This is a genomic window from Hyphomicrobium sp. MC8b (assembly GCF_905067615.1).
In the GTDB taxonomy this organism is placed as follows: Bacteria; Pseudomonadota; Alphaproteobacteria; order Rhizobiales; family Hyphomicrobiaceae; genus Hyphomicrobium_B.
In genome coordinates, this window is record NZ_LR898465.1 from 2,800,548 (window position 1) to 2,819,850 (window position 19,303).

Below are 19,303 nucleotides of genomic sequence, written 5' to 3' on the forward strand. Positions count from 1 at the left end.
CTCACTCCGTTACGCCTACTGGGCGCGACCGTGGAGGTCGCGAGGCGTAACCTCGGCCATGATTTTGTCAGCTTCTCGACAGTTGCGCGGCAATCGAGGTTAACACCCAGGGCTGCGATCCCTAACCCGGCACCTGAAGCTGGAGGACGCGGTTGCCGCGCTTGACGGAGATCTGCCAGAGCTGCTGGCGCGTTTCGAGTGCTTGGTCGGCCTCGTCGACGTTGGCGATCTTCTTCTTCCCGATGGCAACGATGACATCGCCCGGCTGGAAGCCGAACTGCTGGGCCAGCGAGCCGTCGCGCACGGACGTCACGACGACGCCGTCCGTCTGGTCGAGATTGTACTCATCGGCGACGGACGGCAGGATGTTGGAAATGCGCGCACCATCGAGCGGGTGATTGCCCGAGAGATTCTTGGCGTCGCCCTTGCCAGGCTTCGGCGCAGCGACGAGCGGCATCTCTATATCGACCGGCTTTTTGTTGCGAATGACGGTCAGCTTCGCCGTGCGGCCGATGCCTTTCGTCATCAAACGATAATAGACGGCACGCGCATCGACGACCTCAACGCCATCGACATGCGTAATTACGTCTCCGGCCTGAAGGCCGGCGTCTGCGCCCGGCCCATTATCGTAAAGTCGGGTGACGACGGCACCCGAAACGCGATCGAGGCCGAGGCCTTCGGCGAAGTCCCGCGTCATGGCTTCGATCTTAGCGCCGAGCCACGGCTTTTCGACCTTCCGGCCCTTCTCCGCACTTTCGGCATAGACGCGAACCAGGTTCGACGGAATGGCAAAGCCGATACCTACAGAACCGCCGGACTGCGAATAGATCATCGTGTTGATGCCGACGAGGCGGCCGGACATATCGACCAGCGCGCCGCCGGAGTTACCGGGATTGATGGCCGCGTCGGTCTGGATGAAGACTTGGCTGTCCGATTGACCGATCTCCGAACGCGACAAGGCCGAGACGATGCCGCTCGTTACTGTCTGGCCGACGCCGAAGGGGTTGCCGATGGCGAGCACGAGATCGCCGACTTCGAGCGAATCTGAATCATCGAACTGCAGATAGGGGAAATTACCGTCGCCGCCTTCGATCTTGAGCACGGCGATGTCGGCCTTGTCGTCCTGCGCGATGACCTTGGCGTCGAATTCGCGCTTATCGGCAAGCGCCACGCGGATGGCGGCGTCGCTGCCGCCCTTGATGACGTGCGTGTTCGTGACAACGAGGCCCTCGCGATTGACGATGACGCCGGAGCCCAGCGAACTCAACACGCGCTCCGACGGACGACCGAAAGCGTCGCCGAAGAAATGGCGGAAGAAGGGATCGTTGGCGAACGGCGAGTCAAACGTGCGAACGCGGCTGCGGACATAGACGTTGACGACCGCAGGCGCGGCCTTCTTCACGATCGGTGCGTAGGAATACTGGATAGCCTCGCGCGAGGGCGGCGGCATCTTCTCTTGAGCAGATGCCGTTTCCGCCGGACTGAAGATCTTCGGTGTGACGGCCGCACCAGCGACGATGGCAGCACAGACGAGGATCCATTTCTTCATTGTCATCGATCAGCTCTTCGCGATGGGTCTTGCAAGACCGCCCCATAGTTGATGCTCGACCGTCTCCGGCGAGACGAATCCGATCGCAGAGATAAGGTCTGGGGTACGGTCAGATCAACCTAAGGTCTCGTAATGATCGAACCGCTGCGACGACGGCGTCGTCGGCGTTACGGAGCGTAAGGCCCAGTTCTGCCTTCACTTTGGCGTTGGTGTAGTCTTTCTTTTCGCCGAGCTCAGGCAGAACGGTCCGCAACTTCCTGTCGAATATGGCAGCTATTCGCACGGCAAAGTCGGGAAGCTCGAATTTCGGCACCTTGGACGCGATATCCGGCAGTTCGCGCGCCATGATGCGGCCCAGCTCATAAAGGCTCAAGCGCCCCTCGCCGACCAGATAGCGGCTGCCGCCGACGCCGGGACGTGCTGCCGCTTCCGCGTGCGCTGCGGCGACGTCGCGCACATCCGTCACGGGAAAGCTTATGCTCGGAGCTGCCGGATAGGTCCCTTTCGCCATGATGCGATAAAGCTCGTGCGAGGTCGAAAGATCGGCATCGACGGCCGGGCCTTGCACGAAACTCGGATTGATGGCGACCAGCTCGGGGGCGTTTGGCGTCGACTCGACGAAGTCCCACGCGGCCTTTTCGGCGATGGTTTTCGATTTGACGTAGGGCGTCAGATCGGGGCGTGTTTCGTCGCTGTAATCCTGCTCGGAATAGATGTGCCCCGCCGACACGCCGCTGGGATAGAAGATCGCCACTGTGGATGACGTCAGCACCACGCGCGCGACGGCAGCTTTCGTCGCGGAGCGGAGAACGCGCAGCGTGCCATCGAGCGCGGGCAAGATCACGTCATCGGGATCGTCCGGCTGCGAAATCGGAAACGGCGAAGCCGTATGAACGACGGCATCGGCGCCAGCGATGGCGTCGTCCCAGCCGGCATCGCTAGTCAGATCGGCGACAGCAAACGACAGCTTCGAAGCGTCAGCGCCGAGGCGTGTCACCGCTGCGCGAACGACGTCCGCCTTGCCCATGTTTCTCAGCGTGCCGCGAACACTGTGTCCACGACGCAGAAACTCGGCAATCGTGTACTTGGCGACAAGACCGGTTGCGCCGGTCACGACGACCTGAGAATCCGAAGGCATGTGACGCACCAACCGTTTCAAAGGCGGCACGCGCCTCGCGCACCGGATCACAGCGATAGTCGGGCAGAAAGCGCCCGGATGGCAACGTCTGATCGTAGGCAAAATCGCGCCTGGTGGGCTTCCGTCACACACGTGTAATGCAGATGAGCGACAACCCCGGCGAAAGAGCTGGAGGGGGCATCGCAATTTCTCGATGTGCTGAGCCTGCAGGATTTAATCCCGCTCCTACGCACGCTTACACATCATATCGCCCCCAAAGCAAAACCCCGGCGCAGCTCTCAGCGCCGGGGTTTTTGATTTTGGCTGCCAGTCTAACGAGCGCATCAACGCCATAGCTTAAAAGCCACAAACGCAAATGGCCGGGCAAGCCCGGCCATAGCAAATTGGTGCTGGTCGCCTCAAGCGCGAGTTAGCTCTGGGCCTGCTCGGCAAGCATGGCTTCGTGGCGGGCCTTGTCCTCGGCGCCCTTCACGCTCTCGTCGCGATCGACGAGTTCGATGACGGCGCGGGGCGAGTTATCGCCGTAGCGGAAACCGGCTTTCAGCACGCGCGTGTAGCCGCCGTTGCGGTCCTTGTAGCGTGCAGCGAGCACGTCGAAGAGCTTCTTGACCATGTCTTCGTCGCGGAGACGCGCGATCGCGAGGCGGCGCGAGTTCAAGTCACCGCGCTTTGCGAGCGTGATGTACTTATCGACGACGCGCTTCAGGTCTTTCGCCTTCGGCAGCGTGGTGACGATCTGTTCGTGTTTGATGAGGGCAGCCGCCATGTTCGAGAACATCGCCTGGCGGTGACCAACGTGGCGGCCAAAACGGCGGCCGAGCTTTTTGTGTCGCATCGTGTCTTCATCCTTACATTGTGAAAGCAACCGTCAGCGGATTGCTGTCCGGTCTGAGCGCGGGAGTTTCTGTGGCCTCACCTTCGCTCATAGGACCCGGTGCTCTCTGAGCTATCCGGGTATTCGGCCGGCCCACGAACCGCGGGCCAGCCGGAATTCTTAGTACTGGTCTTCGAAACGCTTCGCCAGCTCGTCGATGTTGTCCGGCGGCCAGTTCGGAACTTCCATGCCGAGATGGAGACCCATCGTGGCGAGGACTTCCTTGATCTCGTTGAGCGACTTGCGGCCGAAGTTCGGCGTGCGCAGCATCTCGGCTTCCGTCTTCTGGATCAGGTCGCCGATGTAGACGATGTTGTCGTTCTTCAGGCAGTTCGCAGAGCGGACCGAAAGCTCGAGCTCGTCGACCTTCTTGAGAAGCGCGGCGTTGAAGGCGAGCTCCGGATGGCGCTGCTCTTCCTGGGCCTTCTTCGGCTCTTCGAAGTTGATGAAGACCGCGAGCTGGTCCTGCAGGATGCGTGCGGCAAGCGCGACGGCATCTTCCGGGCGGACCGAGCCGTCGGTTTCGACGACCATCGTCAGCTTATCGTAGTCGAGGATCTGGCCTTCGCGGGTGTTCTCAACCTTGTAGGAGACCTTCTTGACCGGCGAATAGAGGCTGTCGACCGGGATCAGGCCGATCGGCGCATCTTCCGGACGGTTGCGGTCAGACGCGACGTAGCCCTTGCCGATGTCGGCCGTGAACTCCATGCGGATCGCGGCGCCCTGGTCGAGGTGGCAGATCACGTGGTCGGGGTTCAGGACTTCAACTTCGGACGACATTTCGATGTCACCGGCGGTGACGGGGCCAGCGCCTTCCTTCTTGAGCACCATGCGCTTCACGCCTTCCGAATGGATGCGGAGCGCAATTTCCTTGATGTTCAGGATGATGTTCGTCACGTCTTCGCGGACGCCGGGGACCGACGAGAACTCATGCAGCACGCCGTCAATCTGCACGGTCTTGATGGCGGCGCCCTGAAGCGACGAAAGCAGCACGCGGCGGAGCGCGTTGCCGAGCGTCATGCCGAAGCCGCGCTCAAGCGGCTCAGCGACGACCGTCGCGATGCGCGAACGATCGCGGCCGGTCTGAATTTCAAGCTTCGACGGCTTGATCAGGTCTTGCCAGTTCTTCTGGAGAACGTTCACGAGATACCTCGTTTAGTTTGGCGCGGACGGGGGAGCGGGCCGCGGAATCTCTTGAGCAGTGCATGCATCGCCGCGCGCCGGACGAGCGGCGCGCTGGCAGAATTTCGTATTAGACGCGACGGCGCTTGCGCGGACGGCAGCCGTTGTGCGGGATCGGCGTCACGTCGCGGATCGAGGTGATCTGGAAGCCAACAGCCTGAAGCGCGCGGAGTGCCGATTCACGACCCGAGCCCGGACCGCAGACTTCGACTTCGAGCACCTTCATGCCGTGCTCCTGGGCCTTCTTGCCGGCATCTTCGGCAGCGATCTGAGCAGCGTAGGGCGTCGACTTGCGCGAGCCCTTGAAGCCCTTCGTGCCCGAAGACGACCAGGCGATCGTGTTGCCCTGCGCGTCGGTGATCGTGATCATGGTGTTGTTGAACGACGCGTTGACGTGCGCGACGCCCGACGTGATGTTCTTCTTCTCGCGCTTTTTGACTTTGCCGCGCGCTGCTGCTTCCTTGGCCATTACCGTCGTTGCTCCATGCCTCAACCGATGAGGCTAAAAACGTTGCGCGCGCCGGAGATTTTAAAAACCAGACCGGCGCGCAGAAATTTGCGGTGACGAACTACCTCGTCGCCTTCTTCTTACCGGCGATCGGAACAGCCTTGCCCTTGCGGGTGCGGGCGTTCGTGTGCGTGCGCTGACCGCGAACGGGGAGGCCCTTGCGGTGACGGAGACCGCGGTAGCAACCGAGGTCCATCAGGCGCTTGATGTTGGTCTGAACTTCGCGGCGGAGATCGCCTTCAACCGTGTAATCGCGGTCGATGGTTTCACGGATCTGCAGGACCTCAGCGTCGGTCAGCTGATTGACGCGGCGCTCCGGCGGGATGCTGCACTTCTCGCAAATCTCTTTCGAGAATTTGGGGCCAATGCCATGAATATAACGCAGCGCGATTTCAACGCGCTTGCCTGTCGGAATGTTGACGCCTGCGATGCGGGCCACTTCTAGTCTCCTGCCTATAAATCTCGTGTCGAATTAACGATGCCGTCTTCGATATTTCTCAAGTGCCAAAAGGCGCAACGACCGCAGAACCGGGGGTTCAAGCCCTGGTCGGATCAAGTTGAGCCCTAGAAGAAAGTTGCGTGTTCTACCTCGGGTCTTCCCTTCCGTCAATGCGTGCTTTTTTCTTTGTCAAGCATCCTGGAATTGATTCAACAATGCACCAATCTGGCGGCTTACGTCGGCGATCGGCGCCATGCCGTCGATCGACTTCAGCAGCTTGTGAGCATAATAGTAACCAATGAGCGGCGCCGTTTCGCGGTAGTAAGCGATCAGGCGCGTTTTCAGGGCCTCGGCGTTGTCGTCGGCGCGGACTGTGCCACCTGCCGCGAGCGTTTCGCGAGCGCGGGTCTCGATCCGCTCCACGAGCTTGGTGTCGTCGACCTTCAGCTCGATCACGCAATCGATATGGCGGTTTTTCGACTTCAGCAGATCGTCCAGCGCGTCGGCCTGGGGCAGCGTGCGCGGAAAACCATCCAGAATGAAGCCCTTGGCGCAGTCCGGCTCGGAAATGCGGTCGGCGATGATGCCGATCACGATCTCGTCGCTGACGAGGCCGCCTTCCGCCATGATCTTCTTAGCCTTGAGGCCGACCGGCGTTCCGGCTTGCACGGCTGCGCGGAGCATATCGCCGGTGGAAAGCTGAGGCAGTCCGAGCTTCTCGGAAATGATCTGCGACTGCGTCCCTTTGCCCGCTCCTGGCGGGCCCAACAGCATCAGGATCATCGGCGCGTCCCGCGAAGCTTGGCCTTCTTGATGAGGCCTTCGTATTGCTGGGCGATCAGGTGGCTTTGGACCTGAGCGACGGTATCCATCGTGACGCTGACGGCGATCAGCAGCGAGGTGCCACCGAAGTAGAGCGGGATGCCGGCGTAGGACGTCAGGATCTCAGGGAGAACGCAGACTGCTGCAAGATAGAGTGCGCCGACGACGGTGATGCGGGTCAGAACGTAGTCGATATACTCGGCGGTCTTATCGCCTGGGCGGATACCGGGCAGGAAGCCGCCGTACTTGCGCAGGTTGTCGGCCGTTTCCTTCGGGTTGATCACAACCGCGGTGTAGAAGAACGCGAAGAACAGGATCAGCAGCGCGTACACAAGCATGTGGAGCGGCTGGCCTGAACCGAGCGCGGCGACCGCCTCGTTGAGCCATTCCGGCCCCTGCCCTGCCGTAAACTGGGCAACCGTGATCGGCAGCAACAGCAGCGACGAGGCGAAGATCGGCGGAATGACGCCCGACGAGTTGAGCTTCAGCGGCAAGTGCGACGCCTCGCCCTGGAACATCTTATTGCCGACCTGTCGCTTCGGATACTGGACGAGCAGACGCCGCTGGGCGCGCTCGAAGAAGACGATAGCCGCGACGACCGCCAGAGCGAGCGCCAGGAAGAACACCAGAATGCCGGGCGAGATCGAGCCGGTACGCGACAGCTCGAAAAGTTGTACCAGCGCGCCGGGAAGGCCCGCGACGATACCGGCGAAGATGATCAGCGACGTGCCGTTACCAACGCCACGCTGCGTGATCTGCTCACCGAGCCACATCAGGAACACGGTGCCGCCAACCAGCGTAATAACGGTCGTGGCGCGGAAAAACAGGCCGGGATCCATGACGACGGCGCCGGCGGCGTTGCGCGAGCCTTCAAGGCCGACAGCGATGCCGTAAGCCTGGAGCGCTGCGAGCACGACCGTCAGGTAGCGCGTATATTGGTTGATCTGCTTGCGGCCCGCCTCACCCTCTTTCTTGAGGGCTTCGAGCTTCGGCGAAATCGAGCTCATCAACTGCATGATGATCGACGCCGAGATGTACGGCATGATGTTCAACGAGAAAATGGCGAGACGCTGAAGCGCACCGCCCGAGAACATGTTGAACATGCCAAGAATGCCGCCCGCCTGAGACTTGAAGGTCTCGGCGAATGCGGCCGGATTGATGCCCGGCAGCGGAATGAACGTGCCCAGGCGGAAGACGATCAGCGCACCAAGCGTGAACCACAGGCGCCGCTTCAAATCCTCCGCCTTTGCGAAGGCGCTGAAATTCAGGTTCGAAGCAAGCTGCTCGGCAGCGGAAACCATTGGTCTCTTCTCCTAACCGTTGTGGCGATGGCCGACAGGCCCAACCACAACTTGGGTCCGGAACGCGCCGTTTCCAGTGCCTTCCAGCCTCGAACGCTCGGCCGGGACCAGTCCCCCGCTCCGGCCGGGCGCGCGATTAATCTTCCGATTTCGCGGCGCCGGGCTTCTTGCCCTGAGCAGCCTTCTTGGCCTCTGACTTCTTCCGCTTTTCTTCGTCGGCGGCGATGACCTTCGGCTCGATCAGCGTGATCGTGCCACCGGCCTTCTCGATCGCTTCCTTCGCCTTGGCGGAAGCGTGGTTGACCGTGATCGAGATCTTGGCCTTGATCTCGCCATCGCCCAGAAGGCGCAGGCCGTGCTTCGGGCGGCGAACGATGCCGGCCTCGATCAGCGTCGCAAGGTTAACCGGCTTCGAGCCGTCGAGACGCTTGTCTTCGATGGCCTGCTGCAGCGAGCCGACGTTGATCTCGTTGAAATCCTGCGGACGCCACTTGTTGAAGCCACGCTTCGGCAGACGACGATGCAACGGCATCTGGCCGCCTTCGAAGCCGCCGATCGCGACGCCGGTACGGGCCGTCTGGCCCTTGCCGCCGCGGCCACCCATCTTGCCGAGGCCCGAACCGATACCACGGCCGATGCGGACGCGCGTTTTCTTGGCGCCGGGGTTGTCTTTAATGCCATTGAGCCGCATGGGACCCAGATCCTTCTTTGCTTGCGCTCGGCGACTCCCGTTCCGGGAGCAGGCCGCCGAGCGTGGTTATTTCCCTTCTTCGACCTGGACGAGATGCTGAACTTTTTTCAGCATGCCGCGGACGGCCGGGGTATCTTCGAGCGTCGAGGTGCGACCGAGCTTGTTCAGCCCGAGGCCGATCAGCGTCTCAGCCTGCCGCTCGGGGCGCCGATTGGGGCTGCGCACCTGCTTCAGCGTGATCGTTTTCTTCGACATGTCGTAACCTCAAAATCCCATAGCAAAGCGGCACGGCACAACCGGCCGCTTTCGTTGTTCTCTATCAGACGTCGGCGCCGGCTTCGGCAATCGACGAGCCGTCGCGACGGCGCGATACGATATCGGAAACCTTTTTGTTGCGACGTGCTGCGACGCCGCGCGGGTTTTCCTGGGCCTTCAGCGCGTCGAACGTGGCGCGAACGACGTTGTAAGGGTTAGTCGAGCCCATCGACTTCGCGACGATGTCGTGAACGCCGACCATCTCGAAGACGGCGCGCATTGCACCACCGGCGATGATACCCGTACCGGCCGGAGCCGAGCGCAGGATCACCTTACCCGAGCCGTGACGGCCGACGCTGTCGTGATGAAGCGTGCGTGCGTCGCGCAGCGGCACGCGGAGAAGGTTGCGCTTGGCGCCTTCCGTTGCCTTGCGGATCGCTTCGGGCACTTCACGCGCCTTGCCGTGGCCGAAACCGACGCGGCCCTTCAGGTCGCCGACGACGACCAGCGCAGCGAAGCCGAAGCGCTTACCGCCCTTGACGACCTTCGCAACGCGATTGATGTGCACGAGCTTATCGGAAAACTCGCTATCGCGTTCCTCGCGGTCTCTGCCACGCTCTCTCTGGGGTCCACGTGCCACGATCTAGTTCCTCTCGAGTATCTCTTAAAACTTCAGACCGCCTTCACGGGCGGCATCGGCGAGCGCCTTGACGCGCCCATGAAACAGGAAGCTGCCGCGATCGAAAACGACCTCGGTGACGCCAGCCTTGACAGCGCGTTCTGCAACGAGCTTGCCGATGGCTGCAGCGGCCGCCTTGTCGGCGCCGGTCTTCAGCGTACCCTTGACGTCCTTCTCGAGCGTCGAGGCAGCGGCGAGCGTCACGCCCTTCACGTCGTCGATCACCTGAGCGTAGATGTTCTCCGACGAGCGGTGAACAGAAAGCCGGGGGCGGCCGTTGGAGGCTGCCTTGACGGCACGGCGAACGCGCGCACGGCGGTTCGCAAGTTTTTGGTTCATATTGGCCATCGGTGCCGATCCTACTTCTTCTTACCTTCCTTGCGGAGGATGTATTCGCCCTTATAACGCACACCCTTGCCCTGGTAAGGCTCAGGTTTGCGGGAGGCGCGGATGACGGATGCCACCTGGCCGACCGCCTGCTTGTCGATGCCGGAAACGTTGACCAGTTCCTGCTTGGCGCCGCCAACCTTGACCTCGACACCGGCCGGAATCTTCAGCACGACGTCGTGGCTGTAGCCGACCGAAAGGGTCAGCGTATCCTTGCCTTTCATGGACGCCTTGAAGCCCACGCCATGGATTTCGAGATCCTGGCTGTAGCCGTCCGTCACGCCCTTGATGAGGTTCGCGATCTGAGTGCGCGACATGCCCCACTTCGAGCGTGCAAGTTTGGTGTCTTCGAGAAGGCTGACGTCGATGCCTTCGTCCGTTCTCTGAACCTTCAAAGCGTCGGGAACAACAAAGGCGAGTTCGCCCTTGGGTCCTTTCATCTTGACGGTCTGACCGGTGATCGTCGCCGTTACGTTCGACGGGACCGGAACGGGTTTCTTACCGATGCGCGACATGGCTTCTTCAAACCTTGTTTCGCCGAGGCCAAAGCCCCAGCCTTAGAAAATACTGCAGATGACTTCGCCGCCGACATTGGCTTCGCGCGCCTTCGTGTCCGACATGACGCCCTTCGGCGTGGACAGAATGGCGACGCCGAGGCCATTGGCGACCGTCGGGATGCCCTTCACGGGCGAATAAACGCGGCGGCCCGGCTTCGAGATACGCTCGATCTCACGGATGGCCGGCTGGCCATTGTAATACTTGAGCTCGATCTCGAACTGAGGGAGTTCGCCCTTCATTTCGACGCGGCTATAGCCACGGATGTAGCCTTCCTCAGCGAGAACGTCGAGGACGCGCGCGCGGAGGTTCGAGGCCGGGGTCGCAACCTTCGGACGGCGACGCATCTGGGCGTTCCGGATGCGAGTGAGCATATCGCCGATGGGATCATTCACGGACATTGATGCTTCCTCTTACCAGCTCGACTTGACCATGCCCGGGATGCGGCCCTGGCTCGCCAGCTCACGGAGCTGGTTGCGGCACATCTTGAGCTTGCGGTAGTTGCCGCGCGGGCGGCCGGTGATCTCGCAGCGATTGCGGATGCGCACCTTCGAGCCGTTACGGGGCATCTCGGCCAGCTTCAAGCGGGCAGCGAAACGCTCTTCCGGCGTCTTGGTCTTGTCCTTAGCGAGCAGCTTCAGGCGCTTACGCTTCGGGGCTTGCTCCGCCACCATCTTGCGGCGACGGTTGTTCTTTTCGATCGAACTGACTTTTGCCATTTCTTCTCCTCCAAAGGCCTTTCGGCTTTAGATGCCGAGGTCCTCTAGCTACGGAACGGGAAGTTGAAGCCCTTGAGCAATTCACGGGCTTCGTCATCGGTCTTGGCCGACGTGCAAACGATCACGTCGAGGCCCAAAACGTTGTCGACCTTGTCGTAGTCGATTTCGGGAAACACGAGGTGCTCCTTCAGGCCGGTCGCATAGTTGCCACGGCCATCGAAGCTCTTCGGGTTCAGACCACGGAAGTCCTTCACGCGCGGCAGCGCGATGGTGACGAACCGGTCGAGGAATTCGTACATGCGGTCGCCGCGGAGCGTTACCTTGGCGCCGATCGCCATGCCTTCGCGCAGCTTATACGTTGCGATGGCCTTGCGGGCGCGAGTAACGACCGGCTTCTGACCGGCGATGAGCGCGAGATCGGCAGCCGCGACGTCAACTTTCTTGCGATCGTTGACGGCTTCGCCAACGCCCATGTTGATGACGACTTTTTCGATCTTCGGAATCTGCATCACGTTGGCGTAGCCGAACTTCTCTTTGAGAGCGTTGCGGACGACCTTCTCGTAATGCGATTTCATGCGCGGCTTATAATCGGCCGGACGCGGCGCAGCAGGCGCGCGCGGCTCGGACGAAGCGGCCTTCTTGTCGGCCTTCGCCTTCTTGTCACCGCCCTGGGCAGCGCCGCCCTGCGGCTTCACTGATTTTTTTTCTTCCTTGGCCATGGCTTAGTTCTTCTCCGGGATCTGCTCGCCCGAGCGCTTCGCAACGCGGACCTTCCTGCCATCGGCGAGGACTTTGAAGCCAACGCGGGTCGGCTTGCCGTCCTTGGGATCCTCGAGCGCGATGTTCGAGAGGTCGATCGGACCTTCCTTGGAAATAATGCCGCCTTCCTGGGTCGCCGACTGGCGCTGATGACGGCGCACCATGTTGACGCCACGCACGAGGGCGCGGTGCTCTTTCGGGCGAACCTCGATCACCTCACCGCGCTTGCCTTTGTCGCGGCCGGCGAGGACGACGACGTTGTCGCCCTTCTTGATTTTAAAAGCCGACATCAGAGGACCTCCGGCGCAAGCGATACGATCTTCATGTGGTTCTTGGCGCGAAGCTCACGCGTCACGGGTCCGAAGATGCGGGTGCCGACGGGTTCGCCGTTGGCATTGACCAGCACAGCGGCGTTGCGATCGAAGCGGATCAGCGAACCGTCGGCGCGGCGGATGCCCTTCGCGACGCGGACGATGACAGCCTTCATCACCTGGCCCTTCTTGACGCGACCCTTCGGGATCGCCTCCTTGACGGAGACGACGATGGTATCACCCACAGTCGCGTACTTGCGCTTCGAGCCGCCCAGCACCTTGATGCACTGGACGCGGCGCGCGCCAGAATTGTCGGCGACGTCGAGATTGCTCTCCATCTGGATCATCGCGTCATTCCTTCTCTCATGGCTTCGAGAGGCATACTCTCCAAGCCCATCTCATCATTTTCCCAACCGGCTCGCGGGGTCTTGGGGCAATTCCCAACTCTCCGACGGCCTGAAAGGCGCTCTACGTAAGCGTTCGATCGCTTAGCGAAGCGAGGCTTATGCCTCAATTCGCGACGGCAATCCAACGTTTGTTCTTGGAGATCGGCCGGGTCTCTTGAATTTCGACCTGGTCGCCTACCTTGAACGAATTCGATTCATCGTGAGCGTGGTACTTCTTCGTACGACGCACGGTCTTCTTCAGCAGCGGATGGGTGTAGCGACGCTCAACCTGAACGACGATGGTCTTGTCGTTCTTGTCGGATACCACGACACCCTGCAGCACGCGCTTCGGCATAATCTCGTTCTCCCTTACGCGCCTTTTTTGACGCTGCCACCGCGCCGGGCAACGGCTGCGGTCTTGACGCGCGCGATGTCACGGCGGACCGTCCGGATGCGCGCGGTGTTCTCGAGCTGGCCCGAGGCCTTCTGAAAGCGCAGGTTGAACTGCTCCTTCTTCAGCTTCGCCAGCTGGTCGTCGAGCTGATCGATCGACATGCCCTTAAATTCGTCGGCCATGACTGTTCCTCAACTCCTATTCAATTCGCGTAATGACGCGGCATTTGATCGGCAGCTTCGCAGCACCGAGCGCCAGCGCTTCTTTAGCGACCTGGGGATTCAAACCGCCAAGCTCGAAAATGATGCGGCCCGGCTTCACGCGCGCCACCCAAAGCTCGGGCGAACCCTTACCGGAGCCCATGCGGACTTCGGCGGGCTTCTTCGACACCGGCACGTCCGGGAAGATGCGCAGCCACATGCGGCCGGCACGCTTCGTGTGACGAGCAATAGCGCGGCGCGCAGCTTCGATCTGCCGAGCGGTGAGACGCTCGGGCTCCATGGCCTTGAGGCCCACTTCGCCGTAAGCGAGCGTGGTGCCCGACTTAGCGACGCCGTGGATGCGGCCCTTGAATTGCTTGCGGAACTTGGTCCGTTTCGGTTGCAGCATTGTGTGCCTCTGAATTCCTTACGCTTCGGGCGCCGACGGAGTAGCGTCGGAAGCGGCCGGTGCGTTGCCGCCACCCGCGCCACCACGGCCACCACCGCCGCCGCGTCCACCGCGGCCCGGACGACGATCACGACGATCCTGACGGTCGCCATCGTCACGACGCGGACGCGGAGCGCCGCTCTCTTGCATTTCCGTGAGCTTCTTGTCGGAGGCCATCGGATCGTGCTCGATGATCTCGCCCTTGAAGACCCACACCTTGATGCCGATGATGCCGTAAGCGGTGCGTGCAACGCCGTAGCCGAAATCGATGTCGGCGCGAAGCGTGTGCAGCGGCACGCGGCCTTCGCGATACCATTCGGTGCGGGCGATTTCAGCGCCACCTAAGCGGCCGGCGACGTTGATACGGATGCCGACGGCGCCGAGACGGAGAGCCGACTGAACAGCGCGCTTCATCGCGCGGCGGAACGCAACGCGGCGCTCAAGCTGCTGAGCGATGCCTTCGGCGATCAGCGTGGCGTCGATTTCTGGCTTGCGGATCTCGAGGATGTTCAGGTGAACTTCCGAGCTCGTCAGCTTCGCAAGATCGGCGCGCAGACGCTCGATCTTCTCGCCCTTCTTGCCAATCAGGATGCCGGGACGCGCCGTCATGACGGTGACGCGGCACTTCTTGTGCGGACGCTCGATGACGACCTTCGAGATGCCGGCTTCGCGCTGCTCTTTCATGATGTGGGCGCGGATGGCGCGGTCTTCATGAAGCAGCCTGCCGTATTCACCGCGAGCGGCGAACCAGCGGCTGTCCCAGGTCCGGTTGATGCCAACGCGAAGGCCGACGGGATTGACTTTCTGACCCATATTACTTGGCCTCCTTGGCCGCAGCCTTCGGCGCGGACTTCTTTGCGGCTTTCTTCTTTTCGGCCTTTTCCTCTTCGACCTGACGGACGACGACGGTGAGCTGCGAGAACGGCTTCAGGATCGCGGCGCCGCGGCCACGGCCACGAGCGTGGAAACGCTTCATGACCAGGTTCTTGCCGACGTAGGCTTCAGCAACGATCAGATCGTTGACGTCAAGTGCGTGGTTGTTCTCAGCGTTCGCAACGGCGCTCATCACGCACTTGCGGACGTCGCCCGCGATGCGCTTCTCGCTGAATTCAAGCTCAGCGAGCGCCTGATCGACCTTCTTGCCACGGATCAGGCCCGCGACGAGGTTCAGCTTCTGCGGAGAAATGCGCAGCGATTTGACAACCGCTTGAGCCTCGGTGTCAGCGAGGCGGCGCTGATGACTTGGCTTGCCCATTATTTCTTCACCGCTTTCTTGTCGCCGCCGTGGCCGTGGAAAATACGGGTCGGAGCGAATTCACCGAACTTGTGGCCGATCATGTCTTCCGTCACAGCGACGGGGATGTGCTTCTGGCCGTTGTGCACGCCGAAGGTCAGGCCGACGAACTGCGGAAGGATCGTGGAGCGACGGCTCCAGATCTTGATCACCTCATTGCGGCCGGACGAACGCGACTTCTCCGCCTTCTTGAGGAGGTAGCCGTCGACGAACGGACCTTTCCATACTGAACGTGTCAAAGTCGAATCTCCTTCAGAGCGCCGCTACTACTTCTTCTTCGCCTTCTGGCGCGAGCGGACGATATATTTCGTGGTCGTCTTGTTCTTGCGTGTCTTGAAGCCCTTGGTCGGCTTGCCCCACGGCGTTGCCCAGTGCTTACCGCCCTTCGTACGACCACCGTTGGGGTGATCGACCGGGTTCATAGCAATCGAGCGAACGGTCGGACGACGGCCGAGCAGACGAGTGCGACCCGCCTTGCCAACGACTGTGTTCATGTGATCGGGGTTCGAAACCGCACCGACAGTCGCCATGCATTCGGCGCTGACCTTGCGGGTTTCACCCGAGTTGAGCTTCAGAACGGCGTAACCCGAGTCGCGGCCGACGAGCTGAACGAATGAGCCTGCCGAACGTGCGACCTGACCGCCCTTGCCAGGCTTCATCTCGACGTTGTGAACGATCGTGCCGATCGGCATGGCCGACAGCGGCATGGCGTTGCCGGGCTTCACGTCAACCTTCGGACCCGAGACGACCGTGTCGCCGACGCCCAGACGCTGCGGCGCCAGGATGTAAGCCTGCGTGCCGTCCTCGTACTTGATGAGGGCGATGAACGCGGTGCGGTTCGGATCGTATTCCAGGCGCTCGACACTGGCCGGCGCGTCGAACTTCCGGCGACGGAAGTCGATCTTGCGGTAGGCCTGCTTTGCGCCGCCGCCGATGTGGCGCGACGTGATGCGGCCGTCGCTGTTGCGACCACCGGTCTTCGTCTTGCCCTCGACGAGCGTCTTGAGCGGCTTGCCCTTCCAGAGCGTCGAACGGTCGACCTGAATGAGGTGACGACGACCGGGCGACGTTGGGTTGTATGTTCTAAGCGCCATGACTTATCCTCAGAGCCCCGTCGTCACGTCGATGGAATGACCATCTTCGAGCGTCACGACCGCCCTTTTCGTATCGCTCAAGACGGCCTTGATGCCCTTGAACGTTCTTTGCTTGCCCTTGCGGACGATCGTGTTGACGGCCTTCACCTTTACCTTGAACAGGCCTTCGACCGCCGACTTGATCTCGGTCTTCGTCGCGTCAGGCTTGACCTTGAAGATCACCTGGTTGGCCTCGGAGGCAAGCGTCGCCTTTTCCGTGATGACCGGCGCAACGATGACGTCGTATGCGGAGCGTTTGATCGTCATTTGAAGCGCTCCTCCAGCGCGGCGACGGCGGCCCGGGTCAGCACCAGCTTCTTACGACGGAGAATGTCGTAGACGTTGATGCCCTGAATCGGGAGCACGTCGATGTTCGGGATGTTGCGAGCAGCGCGCGTGAAATTCACTTCGAGCTCGGCACCATCAATGATCAGCGCATTCTCAAGCGACAGCTTGGCGAACTGCGCCTTCAGCGCGGTCGTCTTGCCCTCGGCAGAGGTCGCCTTGTCGATCACGACGATCTCGCCGGCTTTCGCCTTCGAGGAGAGCGCGTGACGGAGCGCCAGAGCGCGCACCTTCTTCGGCAGCTCAATGGCATGCGAGCGGGGCTTCGGTCCGAACGCCTTGCCGCCGCCGCGGAACTGCGGAGCCGACTTGTCGCCGTGACGAGCACCGCCGGTGCCCTTCTGCTTGTACATCTTCTTGCCCGTGACCGCGACTTCCGAGCGGTCCTGAGCATGATGCGTACCGGCCATGCGCTTCAGCGTCTGGTAGCGCACCATGCGGTGGATGAGGTCGTTGCGGACCTCAAGACCGAAAATGTCGTCGGCAAGCTCGATGTCGCCGGACTTACCGGCATCGAGGCTGGTAACTTCGGCTTTCATCACGCGCCTTCCTTCTTCGCTTCGCCACGCGCCTTGAATGCTCCAGGCTTCGGAACATCAGCGTGCGCAGCTTTCTTCACGGCGTCGCGAACGACAACCCAGCCACCCTTGGAACCGGGGACAGCACCGCGAACCATCACGAGGCCGCGCTCCTTGTCGATCTTGGCAACAACGAGGTTCTGCGTCGTGACGCGCTCATCGCCCAAGTGGCCGGCCATCTTCTTACCTTTGAAGACCTTACCAGGATCCTGGCGCTGACCGGTCGAACCGTGAGCACGGTGCGTGACCGAGACGCCGTGGGTAGCGCGCAGACCGCCGAAGTTCCAGCGCTTCATGGCGCCCTGGAAACCTTTACCCTGGGTGGTGCCCGTCACGTCGACGAACTGGCCCGGAACGAAGTGGTCTGCGGTGATTTCCGCGCCAACATCGATGAGGTTCTCAGGACTGACACGAAACTCTGCGATCTTCCGCTTCGGTTCGACTTCGGCCTTCGCAAAGGTGCCGCGCTCGGACTTCGTCAGACGCGAGGGCTTCCTCGTGCCGCCGCCGACCTGGATGGCGGTATAGCCGTTCTTCTCCTCGGTGCGGTGCGAGAGAACCTGGAGGTTCTCAAGACGCAGCACCGTGACGGGGATGTGTTCGCCCGCATCGGTGAAGATCCGGGTCATACCGATCTTCTGTGCTATCACTCCGGAACGCATTTGCATTCCTTCCTATCGTTAGGGCCATTCGCGTTACCGCCAGAGGGCCCGGAAGTTCTTGTTTAGAGCTTGATCTCGACGTCGACGCCTGCGGCGAGGTCGAGTTTCATCAATGCGTCGACCGTCTGCGGCGTCGGATCGACGATGTCGAGCAAACGCTTGTGGGTCCGCATCTCGAATTGCTCGCGGCTCTTCTTGTCGATGTGTGGCGAACGGTTGACCGTAAAGCGTTCGATGCGCGTCGGCAGCGGGATGGGACCGCGAACTTCAGCACCGGTACGCTTCGCCGTGTTCACGATCTCGCGGGTCGATGCATCGAGAATACGATGATCGAACGCCTTGAGCCGGATGCGGATGTTTTGGCCGTGCATGGCTTTGTGCTTTCACTTCTCGCAAAAAGATTTGGGGAAGCGCGCTATTCAGAACGCTTCCCCGGAAATGCCTTCTACTCGATAATTTTCGTAACAACGCCCGCGCCGACCGTACGGCCGCCTTCGCGGATAGCGAAACGAACTTTCTCTTCCATGGCGATCGGCTGAACGAGCTCGACTTCGACCGAGACGTTGTCGCCCGGCATAACCATTTCCGTACCTTCGGCGAGCTTAACAGTGCCCGTCACGTCGGTCGTGCGGAAGTAGAACTGCGGACGATAGTTCGTGAAGAACGGCGTGTGACGGCCACCCTCTTCCTTGTTGAGGATGTAGGCCTCAGCAGCGAACTTCTTGTGCGGCTTCACAGAGCCCGGCTTGCAGAGAACCTGGCCGCGCTCGACAGCTTCCTTGTCGATACCGCGCAGGAGGCAGCCGACGTTGTCGCCAGCTTCACCCGAGTCGAGCAGCTTGCGGAACATTTCGACGCCGGTGACAACCGACTTCTGCGTGTCGCGAAGACCGACGATCTCGACTTCTTCGCCAACCTTAATGGTGCCACGCTCGATACGGCCCGTGACGACGGTGCCGCGACCCGAGATCGAGAACACGTCTTCGATCGGCATCAGGAACGGCTGATCCTTCGGGCGCTCGGGGATCGGGATGTACTCGTCCATGGCTTCGTACAGCTTGATGATCGCTTCGTCAGCGAGCGGGCCCTTCTCACCGTTGAGGGCCTTGACGGCTGCACCGCGGATGACCGGCGTGTCGTCGCCCGGGAAGTTGTACTTCGAGAGAAGTTCACGAACTTCCATTTCGACGAGGTCGAGGAGCTCTTCGTCTTCGACGATGTCGCACTTGTTCAAGAAGACGACGATCTTCGGCACGCCGACCTGGCGAGCGAGAAGGATGTGCTCACGCGTCTGCGGCATCGGGCCGTCAACGGCCGACACAACGAGGATCGCGCCGTCCATCTGGGCTGCACCGGTGATCATGTTCTTGACGTAGTCGGCGTGGCCGGGGCAGTCGACGTGCGCATAGTGACGGTTCGGGGTCGCGTATTCAACGTGCGACGTGGCGATCGTCAGAATCTTCGTCGGGTCGCGACGGCCCTGGCTTTCAGAAGCCTTGGCAACTTCGTCATAGGCGATCGAAGTCGCCGTCCAGCCGCGGTCGGCCGAAACTTTCGTCAAGGCTGCGGTCAGCGTTGTCTTGCCGTGGTCGACGTGTCCGATCGTACCGACGTTGCAATGCGGCTTGTTCCGCTCGAATTTTGCCTTCGCCATCGTTGGCTCTCCTTAGTCCTACTATCAGGTCCCGACTCTT

The 19,303-nt window shown here is 61.3% G+C and carries 30 protein-coding genes; all 30 read right to left on the reverse strand.

Features of this window, described 5'->3' with window-relative positions; all coding sequences use genetic code 11:
- Window positions 1–121: 121 nt before the first annotated feature.
- The 30 genes from ACLB1Z_RS13670 to tuf all read right to left on the reverse strand — a co-directional run bounded on the left by ACLB1Z_RS13670 (window position 122) and on the right by tuf (window position 19,263).
- Window positions 122–1,555, reverse strand: a complete 1,434-nt coding sequence (locus ACLB1Z_RS13670) for a Do family serine endopeptidase (protein WP_409560360.1) — start codon at window positions 1,553–1,555, stop codon at window positions 122–124.
- A 103-nt stretch (window positions 1,556–1,658) separates the two neighbouring features.
- Window positions 1,659–2,687: an NAD-dependent epimerase/dehydratase family protein gene (locus ACLB1Z_RS13675; protein WP_409560361.1), complete on the reverse strand. Its 1,029-nt coding sequence runs from the start codon at window positions 2,685–2,687 to the stop codon at window positions 1,659–1,661.
- A gap of 409 nt (window positions 2,688–3,096) precedes the next feature.
- Complete coding sequence (gene rplQ / locus ACLB1Z_RS13680; RefSeq protein ID WP_013948165.1) at window positions 3,097–3,522, reverse strand: 50S ribosomal protein L17; 426 nt, start codon at window positions 3,520–3,522, stop codon at window positions 3,097–3,099.
- A gap of 159 nt (window positions 3,523–3,681) precedes the next feature.
- Window positions 3,682–4,704, reverse strand: coding sequence for a DNA-directed RNA polymerase subunit alpha (locus tag ACLB1Z_RS13685; RefSeq protein ID WP_013948166.1), 1,023 nt, complete (start codon window positions 4,702–4,704; stop codon window positions 3,682–3,684).
- A gap of 109 nt (window positions 4,705–4,813) precedes the next feature.
- On the reverse strand, window positions 4,814–5,212 hold the full coding sequence (gene rpsK / locus ACLB1Z_RS13690; protein ID WP_013948167.1) for a 30S ribosomal protein S11: 399 nt from the start codon (window positions 5,210–5,212) through the stop codon (window positions 4,814–4,816).
- 100 nt (window positions 5,213–5,312) lie between these two features.
- A complete protein-coding gene (rpsM, locus tag ACLB1Z_RS13695; RefSeq protein WP_013948169.1) occupies window positions 5,313–5,690 on the reverse strand; it encodes a 30S ribosomal protein S13 in 378 nt (125 codons plus the stop codon).
- A gap of 189 nt (window positions 5,691–5,879) precedes the next feature.
- A complete protein-coding gene (locus ACLB1Z_RS13700; protein WP_409560362.1) occupies window positions 5,880–6,473 on the reverse strand; it encodes an adenylate kinase in 594 nt (197 codons plus the stop codon).
- The gene (gene secY, locus ACLB1Z_RS13705) at window positions 6,470–7,813 is read right to left on the reverse strand and encodes a preprotein translocase subunit SecY (protein ID WP_409560363.1); all 1,344 of its coding nucleotides are present in this window, start codon (window positions 7,811–7,813) and stop codon (window positions 6,470–6,472) included. Before secY ends, ACLB1Z_RS13700 begins: the two co-directional genes overlap by 4 nt.
- 136 nt (window positions 7,814–7,949) lie before the next feature.
- On the reverse strand, window positions 7,950–8,504 hold the full coding sequence (rplO, locus tag ACLB1Z_RS13710) for a 50S ribosomal protein L15 (RefSeq protein WP_409560364.1): 555 nt from the start codon (window positions 8,502–8,504) through the stop codon (window positions 7,950–7,952).
- Between the two features lie 66 nt (window positions 8,505–8,570).
- On the reverse strand, window positions 8,571–8,759 hold the full coding sequence (gene rpmD / locus ACLB1Z_RS13715; RefSeq protein ID WP_013948173.1) for a 50S ribosomal protein L30: 189 nt from the start codon (window positions 8,757–8,759) through the stop codon (window positions 8,571–8,573).
- A gap of 64 nt (window positions 8,760–8,823) precedes the next feature.
- On the reverse strand, window positions 8,824–9,399 hold the full coding sequence (rpsE, locus tag ACLB1Z_RS13720) for a 30S ribosomal protein S5 (RefSeq protein WP_013948174.1): 576 nt from the start codon (window positions 9,397–9,399) through the stop codon (window positions 8,824–8,826).
- 24 nt (window positions 9,400–9,423) lie between these two features.
- Window positions 9,424–9,786: a 50S ribosomal protein L18 gene (gene rplR / locus ACLB1Z_RS13725; RefSeq protein WP_013948176.1), complete on the reverse strand. Its 363-nt coding sequence runs from the start codon at window positions 9,784–9,786 to the stop codon at window positions 9,424–9,426.
- A gap of 11 nt (window positions 9,787–9,797) precedes the next feature.
- A complete protein-coding gene (rplF, locus tag ACLB1Z_RS13730; protein ID WP_013948177.1) occupies window positions 9,798–10,340 on the reverse strand; it encodes a 50S ribosomal protein L6 in 543 nt (180 codons plus the stop codon).
- 42 nt (window positions 10,341–10,382) lie between these two features.
- Window positions 10,383–10,781, reverse strand: coding sequence for a 30S ribosomal protein S8 (gene rpsH, locus ACLB1Z_RS13735; RefSeq protein WP_013948178.1), 399 nt, complete (start codon window positions 10,779–10,781; stop codon window positions 10,383–10,385).
- A gap of 12 nt (window positions 10,782–10,793) precedes the next feature.
- Entirely contained in the window at window positions 10,794–11,099 is a 306-nt protein-coding gene (gene rpsN / locus ACLB1Z_RS13740; RefSeq protein WP_013948179.1) for a 30S ribosomal protein S14, read from the reverse strand.
- A gap of 44 nt (window positions 11,100–11,143) precedes the next feature.
- Window positions 11,144–11,818, reverse strand: coding sequence for a 50S ribosomal protein L5 (gene rplE, locus ACLB1Z_RS13745; RefSeq protein WP_013948180.1), 675 nt, complete (start codon window positions 11,816–11,818; stop codon window positions 11,144–11,146).
- Window positions 11,819–11,821: 3 nt separating this feature from the next.
- A complete protein-coding gene (gene rplX, locus ACLB1Z_RS13750; RefSeq protein ID WP_409560365.1) occupies window positions 11,822–12,148 on the reverse strand; it encodes a 50S ribosomal protein L24 in 327 nt (108 codons plus the stop codon).
- On the reverse strand, window positions 12,148–12,516 hold the full coding sequence (gene rplN, locus ACLB1Z_RS13755) for a 50S ribosomal protein L14 (protein ID WP_013948182.1): 369 nt from the start codon (window positions 12,514–12,516) through the stop codon (window positions 12,148–12,150). Before rplN ends, rplX begins: the two co-directional genes overlap by 1 nt.
- A gap of 163 nt (window positions 12,517–12,679) precedes the next feature.
- Complete coding sequence (rpsQ, locus tag ACLB1Z_RS13760; RefSeq protein WP_013948183.1) at window positions 12,680–12,910, reverse strand: 30S ribosomal protein S17; 231 nt, start codon at window positions 12,908–12,910, stop codon at window positions 12,680–12,682.
- Window positions 12,911–12,924: 14 nt separating this feature from the next.
- A complete protein-coding gene (gene rpmC, locus ACLB1Z_RS13765; RefSeq protein WP_409560366.1) occupies window positions 12,925–13,131 on the reverse strand; it encodes a 50S ribosomal protein L29 in 207 nt (68 codons plus the stop codon).
- A gap of 16 nt (window positions 13,132–13,147) precedes the next feature.
- Complete coding sequence (gene rplP / locus ACLB1Z_RS13770) at window positions 13,148–13,558, reverse strand: 50S ribosomal protein L16 (protein WP_013948185.1); 411 nt, start codon at window positions 13,556–13,558, stop codon at window positions 13,148–13,150.
- Window positions 13,559–13,576: 18 nt separating this feature from the next.
- The gene (gene rpsC / locus ACLB1Z_RS13775; RefSeq protein ID WP_409560367.1) at window positions 13,577–14,410 is read right to left on the reverse strand and encodes a 30S ribosomal protein S3; all 834 of its coding nucleotides are present in this window, start codon (window positions 14,408–14,410) and stop codon (window positions 13,577–13,579) included.
- Between the two features lies 1 nt (window position 14,411).
- Window positions 14,412–14,852, reverse strand: coding sequence for a 50S ribosomal protein L22 (gene rplV, locus ACLB1Z_RS13780; protein WP_409560368.1), 441 nt, complete (start codon window positions 14,850–14,852; stop codon window positions 14,412–14,414).
- The gene (gene rpsS, locus ACLB1Z_RS13785) at window positions 14,852–15,130 is read right to left on the reverse strand and encodes a 30S ribosomal protein S19 (RefSeq protein WP_013948188.1); all 279 of its coding nucleotides are present in this window, start codon (window positions 15,128–15,130) and stop codon (window positions 14,852–14,854) included. Before rpsS ends, rplV begins: the two co-directional genes overlap by 1 nt.
- Before the next feature lie 27 nt (window positions 15,131–15,157).
- The gene (rplB, locus tag ACLB1Z_RS13790) at window positions 15,158–15,985 is read right to left on the reverse strand and encodes a 50S ribosomal protein L2 (protein ID WP_409560369.1); all 828 of its coding nucleotides are present in this window, start codon (window positions 15,983–15,985) and stop codon (window positions 15,158–15,160) included.
- A gap of 9 nt (window positions 15,986–15,994) precedes the next feature.
- On the reverse strand, window positions 15,995–16,291 hold the full coding sequence (locus tag ACLB1Z_RS13795) for a 50S ribosomal protein L23 (RefSeq protein WP_409560370.1): 297 nt from the start codon (window positions 16,289–16,291) through the stop codon (window positions 15,995–15,997).
- A complete protein-coding gene (gene rplD, locus ACLB1Z_RS13800) occupies window positions 16,288–16,908 on the reverse strand; it encodes a 50S ribosomal protein L4 (protein WP_013948191.1) in 621 nt (206 codons plus the stop codon). The genes ACLB1Z_RS13795 and rplD overlap by 4 nt, the downstream gene beginning before the upstream one ends.
- On the reverse strand, window positions 16,908–17,609 hold the full coding sequence (gene rplC / locus ACLB1Z_RS13805) for a 50S ribosomal protein L3 (protein ID WP_013948192.1): 702 nt from the start codon (window positions 17,607–17,609) through the stop codon (window positions 16,908–16,910). The genes rplD and rplC overlap by 1 nt, the downstream gene beginning before the upstream one ends.
- Window positions 17,610–17,671: 62 nt before the next feature.
- Window positions 17,672–17,980 carry a 30S ribosomal protein S10 gene (gene rpsJ / locus ACLB1Z_RS13810; protein ID WP_013215045.1) on the reverse strand — a complete coding sequence of 103 codons (309 nt, stop codon included), beginning with the start codon at window positions 17,978–17,980 and terminating at the stop codon, window positions 17,672–17,674.
- A gap of 74 nt (window positions 17,981–18,054) precedes the next feature.
- Complete coding sequence (gene tuf / locus ACLB1Z_RS13815; protein WP_013948193.1) at window positions 18,055–19,263, reverse strand: elongation factor Tu; 1,209 nt, start codon at window positions 19,261–19,263, stop codon at window positions 18,055–18,057.
- Window positions 19,264–19,303 lie beyond the last annotated feature (40 nt).